The sequence below is a fragment of the Mesorhizobium sp. M4B.F.Ca.ET.058.02.1.1 genome (assembly GCF_003952505.1).
Taxonomy (GTDB): Bacteria; Pseudomonadota; Alphaproteobacteria; order Rhizobiales; family Rhizobiaceae; genus Mesorhizobium.
On record NZ_CP034450.1, the window covers coordinates 5,373,250 to 5,387,041 of the forward strand.

Consider the following 13,792-nt stretch of genomic DNA (forward strand, 5'->3'; position numbering starts at 1 on the left):
GCTGAGGAGATGGCAGGCCTCAAACGCCGGCGCCGCCCCTCATCCGGCCGTTCGAGCCACCTTCTCGCCGTGAACGGCGAGAAGGAAGAGGTGTCGCTCAAGCAAACGCGCCGTGGCAGTGCTTGTATTTCTTGCCGGAGCCGCAGGGGCAGGCCTCGTTGCGGCCGATCTTGCCCCAGGTCGCCGGGTTCCGCGGATCGCGGTTCTCCGGCGCGACGATCGCATTGGATTCCTGGCGCACCAGGAGCGCCGTCTCGCCGCCCTGGAAGTCGTCCTCGCCGGTGGTGCCGTCGATGTGGCTGCCGAACATGTCGGGGGCCTCGGGCGGCGGCGCTTCAGCGGCCTGGCGGACCAGCTCAACGCGCATCAGCTGCGCGGTGACAGCCTGGCGCAGATTGCCGAGCATGCCCTGGAACAGCTCGAAGGCCTCGCCCTTGTATTCCTGCAGCGGATCGCGCTGGGCATAGCCGCGGAAGCCGACGACCGAGCGCAGATGGTCGAGATTGACGATGTGCTCGCGCCAGAGGTGGTCCAGGGTCTGCAGCACTACCGAGCGTTCGACATAGCTCATCACGTCGGGGCCGAAACGCTCGGCGCGTTCCTTGGCTGCGGCCTCCGCGGCTGCGGTGATGCGCTCGCGGATGTCGTCCTCGGCGATGCCTTCTTCCTTGGCCCACTCCTCGACCGGCAGGTCGAGGTTGAGGAATTCGGCCACCTCGGCCTTGAGCCCGGCGACATTCCACTGCTCGGCATAGGCATTTTCGGGAATGTTCTTGGCGACGATCTCTTCGATGACGCCGTCGCGCATCTCGGCGACCGTCTCCGACAGGCCTTCGCCGTCCATAAGCTCGATGCGCTGCTCGAACACCACCTTGCGCTGGTCATTGGAGACGTCGTCATACTTCAACAGGTTCTTGCGGATGTCGAAGTTGCGCGCCTCGACCTTCTTCTGCGCCTTTTCCAGCGCCTTGTTGATCCAGGGATGGATGATCGCCTCGTCTTCCTTGAGGCCGAGCTTCTGCAGCATGCCGTCCATGCGCTCGGATCCGAAGATGCGCATCAGGTCGTCCTGCAGCGACAGGAAGAACTTCGAGCGGCCGGGGTCGCCCTGGCGGCCGGAGCGGCCGCGCAGCTGATTGTCGATGCGGCGCGATTCATGGCGCTCGGTGGCGAGCACGTAGAGACCGCCGGCGGCGAGCGCCTTTTCCTTCAGGCGGGCGACGTCGTCGCGGATTGCCTTTTCCTTGGCTTCGCGCTCCGGACCTTCCGGCAGGTCACCGAGTTCTTCGGCGATGCGCATCTCGGCGTTGCCGCCGAGCTGGATGTCGGTGCCGCGGCCGGCCATGTTGGTAGCGATGGTGATGGCGCCCGGCTTGCCGGCCTGGGCGACAATGGCGGCCTCGCGCTCGTGGTGGCGGGCATTCAGCACTTCGAAATGCTTGAAGCCGTCCTTGCGCAGGCGCTCGGCCAGTTGCTCGGATTTCTCGATCGAAGTGGTGCCGACCAGGATCGGCTGGCCCTTGTCGCGCGCGTCCTTGATCTCCCTGACGATCGCCTTGTACTTCTCGTCGACGGTCCGGTAGACCTCGTCGTCCTCATCCTTGCGCACGACCGGCAGGTTGGTCGGGATCTCGGTGACCTCGAGATTGTAGATGTTGGCGAACTCCTCGGCCTCGGTCAGCGCCGTGCCGGTCATGCCGGCGAGCTTGTCGTAGAGGCGGAAATAATTCTGGAAGGTGACGGAGGCCAGCGTCTGGTTCTCAGGCTGGATCGCCACGTGCTCCTTGGCCTCGAGCGCCTGGTGCAGGCCTTCCGAATAGCGGCGGCCGGGCATCATGCGGCCGGTGAATTCGTCGATGATGACGATCTCGCCGTTGCGAACGATATAGTCCTTGTCGCGCTGGAACAGCCGATGCGCCTTGAGCGCATTGTTGACATGGTGGACGATGGCGACGTTCTCGACGTCGTAAAGCGACTCGCCCTTCAGAAGGCCTGCGTCGCGCAGCATGTTCTCGAGCTTCTCGGTGCCTTCCTCGGTGAAGATCGAGGTCTTCTGCTTCTCGTCGATCTCGTAGTCGGCCGGGTCGAGCTTGAGCATGAAGGCGTCGATGGTGTTGTACATCTCCGAACGGTCCTCGAGCGGACCGGAGATGATCAGCGGCGTGCGCGCCTCGTCGACCAGGATGGAATCGACTTCGTCGACAATGGCGTAGCTGTGACCGCGCTGCACCATCTGCGCGCGCTCATATTTCATGTTGTCGCGCAGATAGTCGAAGCCGAGCTCGTTGTTGGTGGCGTAGGTGACGTCGGCGGCGTAGGCGGTGCGACGCTCCTCGTCGGAGAGGCCGTGGACGATGACGCCGACGGTGAGGCCGAGGAACTTGTAGATGCGACCCATCCATTCGGAGTCGCGGGTGGCGAGGTAGTCGTTGACGGTGACGACGTGGACGCCCTTGCCGGCGAGCGCATTGAGATAGACGGGCAGCGTGCCGACCAGGGTCTTGCCTTCACCGGTGCGCATCTCGGCGATGCCGCCATTGTGCAGCACCATGCCGCCGATCAGCTGCACGTCGAAGGGACGCAGGCCGAGCACGCGGCGCGCGGCCTCGCGCACGGTGGCGAAGGCCGGGATCAGGAGATCATCGAGCGAGGCGCCGTTGGCGATATCCTGGCGGAACTTTTCCGTGCGGCCGCGCAGCTCGGCGTCGGAAAGCGCCCGCATCTCGTTTTCCATTGCGTTGATGGCCTCGACCCGCGGCCGGGTCGCCTTCACCCGGCGATCGTTGGAGGAGCCGAAAACCTTACGGGCGAGACCGCCGAGACTGACCATCCAATGGCCCTTTCGATAGCATTCTTATTCGTTGCGACAGGCACCGGGCGGCCCCATCAAATCCGCGTGAAACGCGGACAAACGCAAAAAGCGTCCGGAAAACGGTTCTGGACGCAAAGTCGTTGGACAGATAAGAGGGGGCTCAAACGATGTCAACGCCGCGCTGGTCCTGCGGACCGCGCCAAATTCCGCCACGATCTGGCCGATCTGAAGCCATTCAGCCCAAGCAATCCCCACCGGAGTTAATCTTGATGACCTTATTGTTCCGCCGCGCGTCGCTCGCCAGCCTTGGCCTGGCATTCGGACTGTCGGCTCTTTCGCTGTCGCCGGTGATGGCGCAGGAAGCCGCCCCGGCCCAGCCGGCTGCCCCGGCCGCAGCCGCCAAGCCGGTCGATCCGAACACCGTGGTCGCGACGATCAACGGCCAGCCGCTGACCGAGGCGGACCTTGGGCTTGCGGAAGGCGAGCTGTCGCAGCAGTTCCAGCAGCTGCCGCCGGAACAGCGCCGCGCTGCCGCCCTTTCGGCGGCCATAGAGATCCGTGTCATGGCCGCCCAGGCGGTCGCCACCGGCCTCGACAAGGATGCCGACTTCCAACGCCGCATGGCCTTCCTGCAGCAGCGGGCGCTGCATGGCGAGATGGTCGAGAAGGGCGTCGTCGCCAAGGTGACCGACGCCGAGATTCGCGCCCGCTACGACCAGGAGATCGCCAACACACCACCGGTCAACGAGGTGCATGCCCGTCACATCCTCGTGAAGACCAAGGAAGAGGCCGAGGCGATCATCAAGCAGCTCGACGGCGGCGCCGACTTCCAGAAGCTTGCCAACGAGCACACCAGCGATCCGAGCGGCAAGTCCAATGGCGGCGATCTCGGCTGGTTCGGACCGGGACAGATGGTGCCGGAGTTCGACAAGGCAGCGTTCGCGCTCGAAGTGGGCAAATACACCAAGGAGCCGGTGCAGTCGCAGTTCGGCTGGCACGTCATCAAGCTCGAGGACAAGCGGGCCAAGCAGCCGCCTGCCTTCGAGGAGGTCAAGGATCAGGCCAAGCAGGCGGTCATCCGCGACAAGTATTTCGCGCTGGTGAAGCAACTGCGCGCCGACGCCAAGGTCGAGATTCCCGACGCCAACCTGAAGAAGGCGGTCGAGACGATCGAAAGCGGCAAGTAAGCCGGCGAGATGGAAGTCATGAAAAGGGCGCCGACCGGCGCCCTTTTTTGTTTCACGCAGAGCGTTTCACCTTTTCCTGGAAACGCTGAACCGCTCTATCTCTTTGTTTTGACGCAATTCCGGACGGAACGCCGCTTCGCACTTTTCCTGGAATTGCCGCGGCAGACAGCCATAGCCAGCCGTCAACGAGTGCTGGAAATGCCCGAAATCAGATAGTGGACGGCGGCGCGCAATCTGGCCTCGTCCTCGTCGAGACGGTTGGTCAACAGATGCCGCCAGGCATAGGAGGCGATCAGGTCGGCGACGATCTCGGCATCGACGTCGGGCGCGACCTCGCCGCGCGCCTTGGCGCGCACGATCAACTGGCCGGTGTGGGCGCGGCGTCCGGCCGCGTAGCCGGCAAGGGCGGCGGCAGCCTGGCTATCCGACTGCGCCTCGGCGATTAGCGATCTGAACACATTGCCCGACGATGTAAGGCGCCAGTGCGCGAACAGGTTCTTCAGGAAGCCGACTAGGTCGTCCTCCAGACGGCCGGTGTCGGGGACGTTGACCCGCTTCTGCCGCTGGTAGACGTCGAGCAGCAGGGCGGCCTTGCTTGGCCACCAGCGATAGATGGTCGGCTTGCCGGCCCGCGCCCGGCGCGCCACCGCCTCGATCGAAAAGCCTGAATAGCCGGCCTCCGCCAGCACCGCCTCGGCGGCGTCGAGAATGGCGTCGGCGCTCTCGGGATTGCGCTTGGCGCCGATCGATTTGCGCCCGGGGCCGGGAGTCATGCTCATCCTGATCCTCCTTGGCCGGTGAGTCCGTCACCAATCATATTGGGTTGCCTGTGCAAACGAAACGCCCCGTTCCGGGTTGCGTGCCCGCGGTCCAGCTTGGAAGGCACGGCCAGGACGCCCCTTGCGTCGGCGCGCCGTATCGGGCAAACCGGCCTTCCCTTTGCGATTTCCGCCGCCCGAGGTCCCCATGTCCGCAACGATTTCGCCGCTCGCGCCGAAGAAATATCCGAAAATGCCCGCCATCGAAGGCGTGCGCATCGCCACCGCCGAGGCGGGGATCAAGTACAAGAACCGCACCGACCTTCTGGCCATGGTCTTCGATCCGGGCACCGCCGTCGCCGGCGTGTTCACCAAGTCGAAATGTCCGTCGGCGCCAGTCGATTTCTGCCGGCAGAACCTGGGCGCCGGCAAGGCGCGCGTGCTGGTCGTCAATTCCGGCAACGCCAATGCCTTCACCGGCAAGAAGGGCCGCGCTTCCACCGCGCTGACCGGCGAGGCGGCGGCCAAGGCGGCCGGATGCGCCACGAGCGAAGTGTTCCTGGCCTCCACCGGCGTCATCGGCGAGCCGCTCGACACAGCCAGGTTCAGCCATCTGCTCGCCGGGCTGGTCAATGATGGCAAGCCCGATCTGTGGACCGAGGCCGCCAAGGCCATCATGACCACGGACACCTATCCGAAGGTGGCGACGGCGACGGTGAAGCTCGGCGACGCCGACGTAACCATCAACGGCATTGCCAAGGGCGCCGGCATGATCGCGCCAGACATGGCGACGATGCTCTCCTTTATCGCCACCGACGCGCCGATCGCCGCACCGGTGCTGCAGGATCTGTTGTCGCGCGGCACGACCAAGACCTTCAACGCGGTGACCGTTGACAGCGATACCTCGACCAGCGACACGCTGCTCTTGTTCGCCACGGGTGCCGCGGCCAGGCGCGGTGCGCCGGCAATCACCGACGCGAAGGACGCTCGGCTCGGCGCGTTCCGCCGCGCGCTCGGCAAAATACTGAAAACGCTGGCGCTGCAGGTTGTGCGCGACGGCGAGGGTGCGCGCAAGCAGGTCGAAGTCACCGTCACCGGCGCCAAATCGGCCCGTTCGGCCAAGCGCATCGCGCTGTCGATCGCCAATTCGCCGCTGGTCAAGACGGCCGTCGCCGGAGAGGACGCCAATTGGGGGCGTGTCGTCATGGCGGTCGGCAAGGCCGGCGAGCCCGCCGACCGCGACCTTCTGTCGATCTGGTTCGGCGACAACAGGCTGGCGCATGAGGGCGAGCGCGATCCGGCCTATTCCGAGGAAGCGACCTCGGCCTACATGAAGCGTGACGACATCCGCATCCGCGCCGACATCGGCATCGGCCGCGGCAAGGCGACGGTGTGGACCTGCGACCTGACCAAGGAATATGTCGCCATCAATGGCGACTACAGGAGCTGACGACGTTGATGTCCAGACATCCGGCAAGCGTGCTCGCGACGGTGCGCCGCTACGAGGCTGCCGGGTTCCGCGCCTGGCCCGCCGCCGCCGTCCACTATGATGGCACATGGGTGGTGCGGCTGACGGCCGGCCACGCGGCCAAGCGGCTGAACTCGGTCAATCCGCTCGATCCCGGCGACACCCAGCACATTGCCGAGCGCATCGGCCGCGCCAGCCGGCGCTTCGAAGCATATGGCAGGCCGCTGACCTTTCGCATATCGCCACTGTCGGGCCCTGTCCTGTCAAAGCATCTCGACAGTGAAGGCTGGAGCAGCTTCGACGAATCGCTGGTGATGCGCCTGCCGCTCGCCGATGCCCAGCTCGATCCCGCCATGGACCAAATCCCGCTGAAGGACATCAGCCGCTTCATCGGCGCGCTGCTCAAGGTGAGTGGCTCGGACGTGTCGCTGAGGCCGGGCCTGTCGGAGATCATCGGCGCCATCCAGCCGGAGGCCGGGCTGTTCGCGCTCGAGGATGGCAGCGAGCCACTGGCGACGCTGATCTGCGTCCACGACGGCGATCTCGCCGGCCTGTTCGAAGTCGCCACCGACAAGGCGGCGCGCAACAGGGGCCACGGCCGAAACCTCATCCTGTCGGCGTTGAAGTGGGCGCGGCTGCGCGGCGCGCGGGAAGCCTGGCTGCAGGTGGAGGCCAGCAACGCGCCGGCGCTGTCGCTGTACCGATCGATGGGCTTCGAGGAAGTCTACCGCTACCACTATCGCCGGCCGCCCGGCGCATGAGCGAGCTCAAGCCAGCCGGCAAGCGCCTGCTTCTGGTCGCGGCCTGCGCGCTGGTCGACGCCGACGGGCGCGTGCTGCTGGCGCAGCGCCCCGAGGGAAAGCAGCTCGCTGGCTTGTGGGAATTCCCAGGCGGCAAGGTCGAGCCAGGCGAAACACCGGAAGAGTGCCTGATCCGGGAACTACATGAGGAGCTCGGCATCGAGACCGAGATCCCTTGCCTCGCACCGCTGACCTTCGCCAGCCATAGCTATGATCACTTTCACCTGTTGATGCCGCTTTTCGTCTGCCGCCGCTTCCGCGGGATTGCGCAGCCGAGGGAGGGGCAGGCGCTGAAATGGGTGCGGCCACGCCAGATGCGCGACTATCCGATGCCGCCGGCCGACGCGCCGCTGATCCAGTTCCTCATCGATCTCCTGTAGTCGGGGAATTCGGCGCTGGTTTAGCCAGCGTTAATGGATGATTTATCTCGATATGAAAAATTGCGGCGAGGCTGGTCTCGGCCTACACGCGTGGGGAGCGATTGCATGAGCCTGGACAAAGACTGGGAGTCAATCCGGCCGGACCGCGGCTTTCGCGCCGCCGATGCGGGCATGGGCGTGTTGCGCATCACGCTGCTGTTCGGTTCCGCCGCGGTGGCGCTGGCCCTGATCGCCGCGCCTTTCCTCGACAGCCACACGCGCCCGGCCCGCGATGGCATTGCCGGCGTCGACACGATGAGCACCGGTTCGATCGGCCATCGCGACACCTATACGCTGCGCCGCAGCGTGCTGCAGCCCCTGCCCAGCTCGATCTGCGTGATCCGCAGCGACGGCACGCGCAGCGGCGACTGCTGACATGGTTAACGATTTTTCCAGAACCGACCTATTTCACTGCCTGTTAAGCTTTTGCCGTTAACCTTTCTTAACGGGTCAACGCTAAGGTTCCTGGCAAGAGGGATCGATGATCATGAAAAAGCTGCTGCAACGGTTCATTCAAGACGAGACGGGCGCGACAGCCATTGAATATGGCGTGATCGTCACCGTCCTGTCGCTCGCCATCGTCGCCGGCGTCGGCCAGGTCGGCAATGCGATCGTGTGGTTGTTCAGCGATAACAACAGCAAGTTGGCCAACGCCTTCGCGCAGCACTGAGCCCCAAGGGGTCGCTGCTCAGCGGTCTTGCGGACCTTCCAGGATGGTCTTCAGCGAGACCTTGGCCGTGCCGGGCTTTAGCGGCTTTTGCTGCGATGCATCGGGCGCCCAGCCGGACATCCATACGAGCGAGAAGCTTGCCCTGATACGGCCGTCGGGATCGGAAAACCGTTCCGCGTAGATTTCGGCGGCGCGCGCGAAGAATTTCCGCGTGCCGGGCCGCCGGCTGCGATCGACGAGGGGGCTGGTCTCGCCCATGGCTCTCAGATCGGCGAGCAGGTCGAACATGGTGTCGTAACGCACCGTAACCGTCTCGACATCGGCGACCGGCAGCGCCAGGCCGGCGCGTTGAAGCAGCGCGCCGGCGTCGCGGACATCGGTGAAGGGAATGACGCGCGGGCTGGCGCCGCCGTAGAGCTCGGTCTCGGCGGCGAGCAGGCTCTCGCGCAGTTCGGAAAGCGTGCCGGCGCCGGCCAGGGCGCCGAGAAAAAGCCCGTCGGGCCGCAGCGCCCGCCGGATCTGGGCCAGCATGCCGGGAATATCGTTCATCGCCTGCAGCGACAGCAGCGACACGACAAGGTCGAGGCTTTGCGCCTCGAACGGCACAGTTTCGAGCGCCGCCACCAGCCCGGCTGCGCCTGCGAGGAAGGCAGTGTCCGCTTCGACGCGCGCTATCTCCGCCGCCTTGCCGCTTTCGGCGAGCACATCCCCTGCCGCCGGCGTCTGGCAAAACAGCGCGGCCGCCTTGCCGAAGCTGCGCTCGACCGCGCCGAGCCGGTCGGCAAGGTCATCGGCTGCCCGCCGCATCAGGAAATCGGCGCCGCCCACGGGGTGGGCCAGGGCGCGACGCTTGCGCGCCAGCCAGAGCGAGGTGTCGATGATAGGCTGCAACGGGCAGGTTCCTGTTTCCCGCTCTCTGATATAGTGGAGCGGCGACGAAACCACGTGGCCGATCCAATGCCGAAGATCAAGACCGTTGAACTCGGGACAATCGCGCGGAGGGCATTGGCCTTGCCGGCGCGCATCCTGTTTCCGCCGGTCTGCGCCGGCTGCCGGCGCCATGTCTCGCAGCCCGGGGTGCTGTGCGGCACCTGCTGGCCGAAGCTCAGGCTGCTGGAACGGCCCTGGTGCGCGGTGATGGGCACGCCGTTCACCCACGACATGGGCGAGGGCTTCCTCTGCGCCGAAGCCATTGCCGATCCGCCGCCTTTCGAGCGGGCGCGGGCGGCGGTCGTCTATTCCGGCGTCGCGCGCCAGATGGTGCAGGGCCTGAAGTACCAAGACCGTACGGATCTGGCGCCATGGATGGCGCGCTGGATGCAGCGTGCCGGAGCCGAGCTGATCGCGGAGGCTGATCTCGTCGTGCCGGTGCCGTTGCACTGGCGGCGCTTCTTCCGGCGGCAGTTCAACCAGTCGGCCGAGCTGGCGAGGGCGGTGTCGCACCTCAGCGGCCTGCCTTTCTCGGCTTCGGTTGTGAGGCGCGTGAAGCTCACCCGCCAGCAGGTCGGGCTGGAGCGGCAGGAGCGCGAGGACAATGTGCGCGCCGCCTTCCGCGTGCCGTCCGAGGCGGAGATCGAGATCGCCGGCCGCCGGGTGCTGTTGGTCGACGATGTCTATACCACCGGCGCGACCGTGAGATCGGTGGCCAAGGCACTGAAGAAGGGCGGCGCCGGCGCCGTCGACGTGCTGACCTTCGCGCGCGTTTTGCCAGGGGACTTTCGAGCCGACGAGTCCGCGACTATATAAAACGACAAATGTTGTTGTTGTCCCAGAGCGCTGCGCGCTTCCAGGTGACATGCAGGAATGCTGATCGATGATTGATGTGACGATCTATACGCGCATGATGTGTGGCTATTGCACCGCGGCCAAGCGGCTGCTCGAGCGCAAGGGCGTCGCCTACACCGAGCACGATGCCTCCTTCTCGCCGGAACTGCGCCAGGAAATGATTTCCCGGGCGCATGGCCGCTCTACATTTCCGCAGATTTTCATCGGCGACACGCATGTCGGCGGCTCCGACGACCTCCACGAGCTGGAGGCCGAGGGCCGGCTCGATGCGCTGCTCGCCGACGGTTCGAGGGGTTGATCATGGGTGGTTTCAAGGCAGCGGCGGTGCAGATGCGTTCGGGCACCAGCCCCGAGCGCAACGCGGTCGATCTGGAGCGTCTGGTGCGCGAGGCGGCAGGCCTGGGCGCCACCTATGTGCAGACCCCCGAGATGACCGGCGCGCTGGTGCGCGACAAGGAGGCGCGGGCCGCTTCCTTCACCTCAGAGGACAAGGACATCATCGTTTCGACCGCCCGGAAGCTGGCGAAGGAGCTCGGCATCTTCCTGCATATAGGCTCGACCGCCATCCTGCGCGCCGACGGCAAGCTGGCCAACCGCGCGTTGCTGTTCGCGCCCGATGGCACCACCATCGCCAGCTACGACAAGATCCACATGTTCGACGTCGACCTCGACAATGGCGAGAGCTGGCGCGAATCCGCCGCCTACGAGCCGGGCACCGAGGCCGTCATCGCCGAGATCGACGGTGCCAGGCTCGGCTTTGCCGTCTGCTACGACCTGCGCTTCCCGCAGCTGTTCCGCGCCGAGGCGCTGGCCGGCGCCAATGTGCTTTCGGTGCCCGCCGCCTTCACCCGGCAGACCGGCGAAGCACACTGGCACGTGCTGCTTCGGGCTCGCGCCATCGAGAACGGCGCCTATGTGGTTGCGGCCGCGCAAGGGGGCCTGCACGAGGACGGCCGCGAGACTTTTGGCCACTCGCTGATCGTCGACCCGTGGGGCCGCATCGTGGCGGAAGCCGCCCATGAGGAGCCCGGCGTGATCGTCGCCGAGATCGATCCAGCGCAGTCGCTCGCCGCGCGCAGGAAGATCCCCAATCTGAAGAACGCGCGCGAGTTCGCCGTCAATGCCGGCGAGGCGCCGCGTCTCAGGGGTGCAGCTTCTTGATCCGTTTTTCCCTGATCTGCGAGCACGAACACGAATTCGAGGCGTGGTTCCGCAGCAATGACGATTTCGGCACGCAGAAGAAGCGTGGCTTGGTCGATTGCCCGAGCTGCGGCTCGCACAAGGTTGACAAGGCGCTGATGGCGCCGGCCGTCTCGACCGGGCGCAAACAGGAAAAGATCGCGCTCGCCATGGGCGAGGCGCAGAAGCAGGCATTGGCGCAGTTGAAGGCGCTCGCCGAGAAGGTGCGCGAGAACGCCGACTATGTCGGCGACAAGTTCGCCGAGGAAGCGCGCAAGATCCATTTCGGCGAGACCGATCCGCGCGGCATCTATGGCGAGGCGACGCCGGAGGAAGCGAAGAGCCTGGCCGAGGACGGCGTCGAGTTCACGCCAATCCCGACCTTTCCGGACGACCGGAACTGAGCATCCAGCCAGGCTAGCCCAAGCTTTCGATCAGCTTCCCGAGCAATCTCGCGAGCGTCTCCCGCTCCTCGCGCGTCAGTCCGGCGAGGATGTCATGTTCGTTGGCGACATGGGCGACGAGTGCCTCATCGGTCACGGCCAGGCCCTTTTCGGTGAGCGCAACGACAACCCCGCGCCGGTCGCTGGGGTGCGGCGCGCGCATGATCAAACCGGCCTTTTCCAGCCGGTCGAGGCGGGCGGTCATGGCGCCGGAAGTCACCATCGTCGCCTCGTAGAGATCGGTCGGCGTCAGCGCGTAGGGCTTGCCGGACCGGCGCAGGGTCGCCAGCACGTCGAACTCGCCTTGCTGCAATCCGAAGCGGGCAAACAGCGGCGCCAGCCGCTCGCGCGAGATCAGCGAGGCGGCTTCGTTCAGCCGTCCGATCACGGCCATAGGCGAGACGTCCAGGTCTGGCCGTTCCCTTTGCCACTGCTCGATCGCCCTTGCCGCCCGATCCATCTATCTCACCGAAAAGTATCTTGACATAAAGAATCTCTGCACTATGTTATCGCAAAACACAATAGCGGCCAAGCGCCGCGATTGAACTACGGGACCATCTGATGAAATTTCTCTGGGACTCGGCTGCCGGCCTGCTGGTCGTCACCGGCAGCCTGCTCGGCCTGACGCTGCCGTTCGGCAAGCTGGCGACGGCGGCCGGTGTGCCGGCCATGGTCTGGGCCTTCGTCATCTCGCTCGGCGCCGGCGGCGTGCTGTTGCTGGCGCTTCTTTTGCGCGGCGAGCGTATTCGGCTGACGGCACACAGGCTGCGCTATTTCTTCATCACCGCGGCAGTGTCCTATGCCTTCCCCAATTTGTTGATGTTCTCGGCCATTCCGCATCTCGGCGCCGGTTACACCGGCATCATGTTCACGCTGTCGCCGGTCGTCACGCTGGTGTTCTCGATCCTACTCGGCGTCAGGCGGCCGAATCTGCTCGGTGTCGTCGGCATCGCCGTCGGCTTCGTCGGTGCGGTGATGGTAGCGGTCACGCGCGGCGAGGCCGGCCAGCCGGCCGAGTTCTTCTGGGTGGCGGTCGGGCTGCTGATCCCGGTCAGCCTCGCCGCCGGCAATATCTACCGCACCGTCGACTGGCCCGAAGAGACCGGTCCGATCGAGCTTGCCGTCGGCAGCCATCTGGCCTCGGCCACGCTGCTGCTGGCAGGCATTCTGGCCTTGCTGGGCAAGAGCGCATTTGTCCCGCTCAGCGGCGTGCCGCTGGTGGTCGCCGGCCAGGTGGCGTCGGCCTCGGCGATGTTTGCCTTCTTCTTCCGCCTGCAGGCGGTCGGCGGCCCGGTCTATCTCAGCCAGATCGGCTACGTCGCGGCTGCTGTCGGCCTGTTCGCCGGCACGATCTTCCTTGGCGAGCACTACCAGTTGCTGACCTGGATGGGTGCGATGATCATCACCGCTGGCGTGTTCATCACCACCAGGGCGCAGAGCCAGACCAGTGCCAGGCTGCAGGGTCAGGCAGCGTGAGCTCCGAGATCGATGCCGAGGAGATCGCTCAGACCGATCCCTTTTCGGCCAGCACCATGTAGTTGACGTCCATGTCCTTCGACCGCTGCCAGCGGTCGGCCAGCGGATGGTAGACGACGCCGGTGCGGTCGATGATGGTCAGGCCGGCAGCACCAAGCGCCTTTTCCAGTTCTTCCGGCCGCACCAACTTGCCGAACTGGTGTGTGCCGCGCGGCAGCCAGCGCAGCACATATTCGGCGCCGATGATGGCAAGGCCGAGCGCCTTCAGCGTGCGGTTGATGGTGGCGACGAACATGATGCCGCCGGGCTTGACCATCTGGCCGCATTTGGCGACGAACAGGTCGATGTCGGCGACGTGCTCCACCACTTCCATGTTGAGGATGACGTCGAATGTCTCGCCGGCGTCGGCGAGGTCCTCCGCCGTCGTGGCGCGGTAGTCGACACTGACGCCGACCTCGGCCGCATGCAGCTTTGCCACCTCGATGTTGGTGACGGAAGCGTCGGCGCCGACCACTTCGGCGCCGAGCCTGGCCATCGGCTCGCACAAAAGCCCGCCGCCGCAGCCGATGTCGAGAAAACGCAGGCCCTCGAACGGCCGCGCCGCGCGCGGATCGCGGCCAAAGCGTGCCGCCACCTGGTCGCGGATGTAGGCAAGCCGGACCGGATTGAACTTGTGCAGCGGCCTGAATTTGCCGTTCGGGTTCCACCATTCAGCGGCAAGCGCGGAGAAGCGTTCCACTTCTCCGGCATCGATCGTCGACCGTCGGGGTTCTGACATGGGGCGGGTCTCCTCGA

General features: G+C 65.6%; 16 protein-coding genes. 11 read left to right on the forward strand and 5 right to left on the reverse strand.

The genetic code is table 11. From position 1 onward, the window contains the following. Nucleotides 1-97: 97 nt before the first annotated feature. A complete protein-coding gene (gene secA, locus EJ073_RS26105) occupies nucleotides 98-2,830 on the reverse strand; it encodes a preprotein translocase subunit SecA (protein ID WP_126058131.1) in 2,733 nt (910 codons plus the stop codon). 251 nt (nucleotides 2,831-3,081) lie between these two features. Here secA and EJ073_RS26110 point away from each other — a divergent pair, with 251 nt between their 5' ends. Next, nucleotides 3,082-3,999, forward strand: a complete 918-nt coding sequence (locus EJ073_RS26110) for a peptidylprolyl isomerase (protein WP_126058132.1) — start codon at nucleotides 3,082-3,084, stop codon at nucleotides 3,997-3,999. Nucleotides 4,000-4,181: 182 nt separating this feature from the next. Here EJ073_RS26110 and EJ073_RS26115 read toward each other — a convergent pair whose 3' ends face one another. Continuing rightward, the gene (locus tag EJ073_RS26115) at nucleotides 4,182-4,778 is read right to left on the reverse strand and encodes a TetR/AcrR family transcriptional regulator (protein WP_126058133.1); all 597 of its coding nucleotides are present in this window, start codon (nucleotides 4,776-4,778) and stop codon (nucleotides 4,182-4,184) included. Nucleotides 4,779-4,965: 187 nt separating this feature from the next. Between EJ073_RS26115 and argJ the strand changes: the two genes are divergently transcribed. From argJ to EJ073_RS26140, 5 genes are all read left to right on the forward strand, one after another. Beyond that, nucleotides 4,966-6,207, forward strand: coding sequence for a bifunctional glutamate N-acetyltransferase/amino-acid acetyltransferase ArgJ (gene argJ / locus EJ073_RS26120; protein ID WP_126058134.1), 1,242 nt, complete (start codon nucleotides 4,966-4,968; stop codon nucleotides 6,205-6,207). An 8-nt stretch (nucleotides 6,208-6,215) separates the two neighbouring features. Further along, on the forward strand, nucleotides 6,216-6,986 hold the full coding sequence (locus tag EJ073_RS26125; protein ID WP_245455370.1) for a GNAT family N-acetyltransferase: 771 nt from the start codon (nucleotides 6,216-6,218) through the stop codon (nucleotides 6,984-6,986). Then, on the forward strand, nucleotides 6,983-7,405 hold the full coding sequence (locus EJ073_RS26130; RefSeq protein WP_126058135.1) for a (deoxy)nucleoside triphosphate pyrophosphohydrolase: 423 nt from the start codon (nucleotides 6,983-6,985) through the stop codon (nucleotides 7,403-7,405). The genes EJ073_RS26125 and EJ073_RS26130 overlap by 4 nt, the downstream gene beginning before the upstream one ends. Nucleotides 7,406-7,510: 105 nt before the next feature. Further along, a complete protein-coding gene (locus tag EJ073_RS26135; protein ID WP_126058136.1) occupies nucleotides 7,511-7,819 on the forward strand; it encodes a hypothetical protein in 309 nt (102 codons plus the stop codon). Between the two features lie 112 nt (nucleotides 7,820-7,931). Beyond that, nucleotides 7,932-8,114: a Flp family type IVb pilin gene (locus EJ073_RS26140; protein ID WP_126058137.1), complete on the forward strand. Its 183-nt coding sequence runs from the start codon at nucleotides 7,932-7,934 to the stop codon at nucleotides 8,112-8,114. Nucleotides 8,115-8,132: 18 nt separating this feature from the next. Here EJ073_RS26140 and EJ073_RS26145 read toward each other — a convergent pair whose 3' ends face one another. Next, a complete protein-coding gene (locus EJ073_RS26145) occupies nucleotides 8,133-9,005 on the reverse strand; it encodes a methyltransferase domain-containing protein (protein WP_126058138.1) in 873 nt (290 codons plus the stop codon). A 54-nt stretch (nucleotides 9,006-9,059) separates the two neighbouring features. Between EJ073_RS26145 and EJ073_RS26150 the strand changes: the two genes are divergently transcribed. The 4 genes from EJ073_RS26150 (at nucleotide 9,060) to EJ073_RS26165 (ending at nucleotide 11,482) form a co-directional block, all read left to right on the forward strand. Beyond that, nucleotides 9,060-9,860, forward strand: coding sequence for a ComF family protein (locus EJ073_RS26150; RefSeq protein WP_126058139.1), 801 nt, complete (start codon nucleotides 9,060-9,062; stop codon nucleotides 9,858-9,860). A gap of 67 nt (nucleotides 9,861-9,927) precedes the next feature. Next, nucleotides 9,928-10,197, forward strand: a complete 270-nt coding sequence (grxC, locus tag EJ073_RS26155; protein WP_126058140.1) for a glutaredoxin 3 — start codon at nucleotides 9,928-9,930, stop codon at nucleotides 10,195-10,197. Nucleotides 10,198-10,199: 2 nt separating this feature from the next. Beyond that, a complete protein-coding gene (locus tag EJ073_RS26160; protein WP_126058141.1) occupies nucleotides 10,200-11,060 on the forward strand; it encodes a carbon-nitrogen hydrolase family protein in 861 nt (286 codons plus the stop codon). Next, complete coding sequence (locus EJ073_RS26165; RefSeq protein ID WP_126058142.1) at nucleotides 11,057-11,482, forward strand: DUF1178 family protein; 426 nt, start codon at nucleotides 11,057-11,059, stop codon at nucleotides 11,480-11,482. The genes EJ073_RS26160 and EJ073_RS26165 overlap by 4 nt, the downstream gene beginning before the upstream one ends. 13 nt (nucleotides 11,483-11,495) lie before the next feature. Here the strand turns inward: EJ073_RS26165 and EJ073_RS26170 are convergent, their stop codons facing one another. Further along, nucleotides 11,496-11,981 carry a MarR family transcriptional regulator gene (locus EJ073_RS26170; RefSeq protein ID WP_126058143.1) on the reverse strand — a complete coding sequence of 162 codons (486 nt, stop codon included), beginning with the start codon at nucleotides 11,979-11,981 and terminating at the stop codon, nucleotides 11,496-11,498. 101 nt (nucleotides 11,982-12,082) lie between these two features. Here EJ073_RS26170 and EJ073_RS26175 point away from each other — a divergent pair, with 101 nt between their 5' ends. Continuing rightward, nucleotides 12,083-12,997: a DMT family transporter gene (locus EJ073_RS26175; protein WP_126058144.1), complete on the forward strand. Its 915-nt coding sequence runs from the start codon at nucleotides 12,083-12,085 to the stop codon at nucleotides 12,995-12,997. A 28-nt stretch (nucleotides 12,998-13,025) separates the two neighbouring features. On the opposite strand, the gene ubiG is transcribed toward EJ073_RS26175, so the two are convergent. Continuing rightward, on the reverse strand, nucleotides 13,026-13,775 hold the full coding sequence (gene ubiG / locus EJ073_RS26180) for a bifunctional 2-polyprenyl-6-hydroxyphenol methylase/3-demethylubiquinol 3-O-methyltransferase UbiG (protein WP_126058145.1): 750 nt from the start codon (nucleotides 13,773-13,775) through the stop codon (nucleotides 13,026-13,028). Between the last annotated feature and the right edge of the window lie 17 nt (nucleotides 13,776-13,792).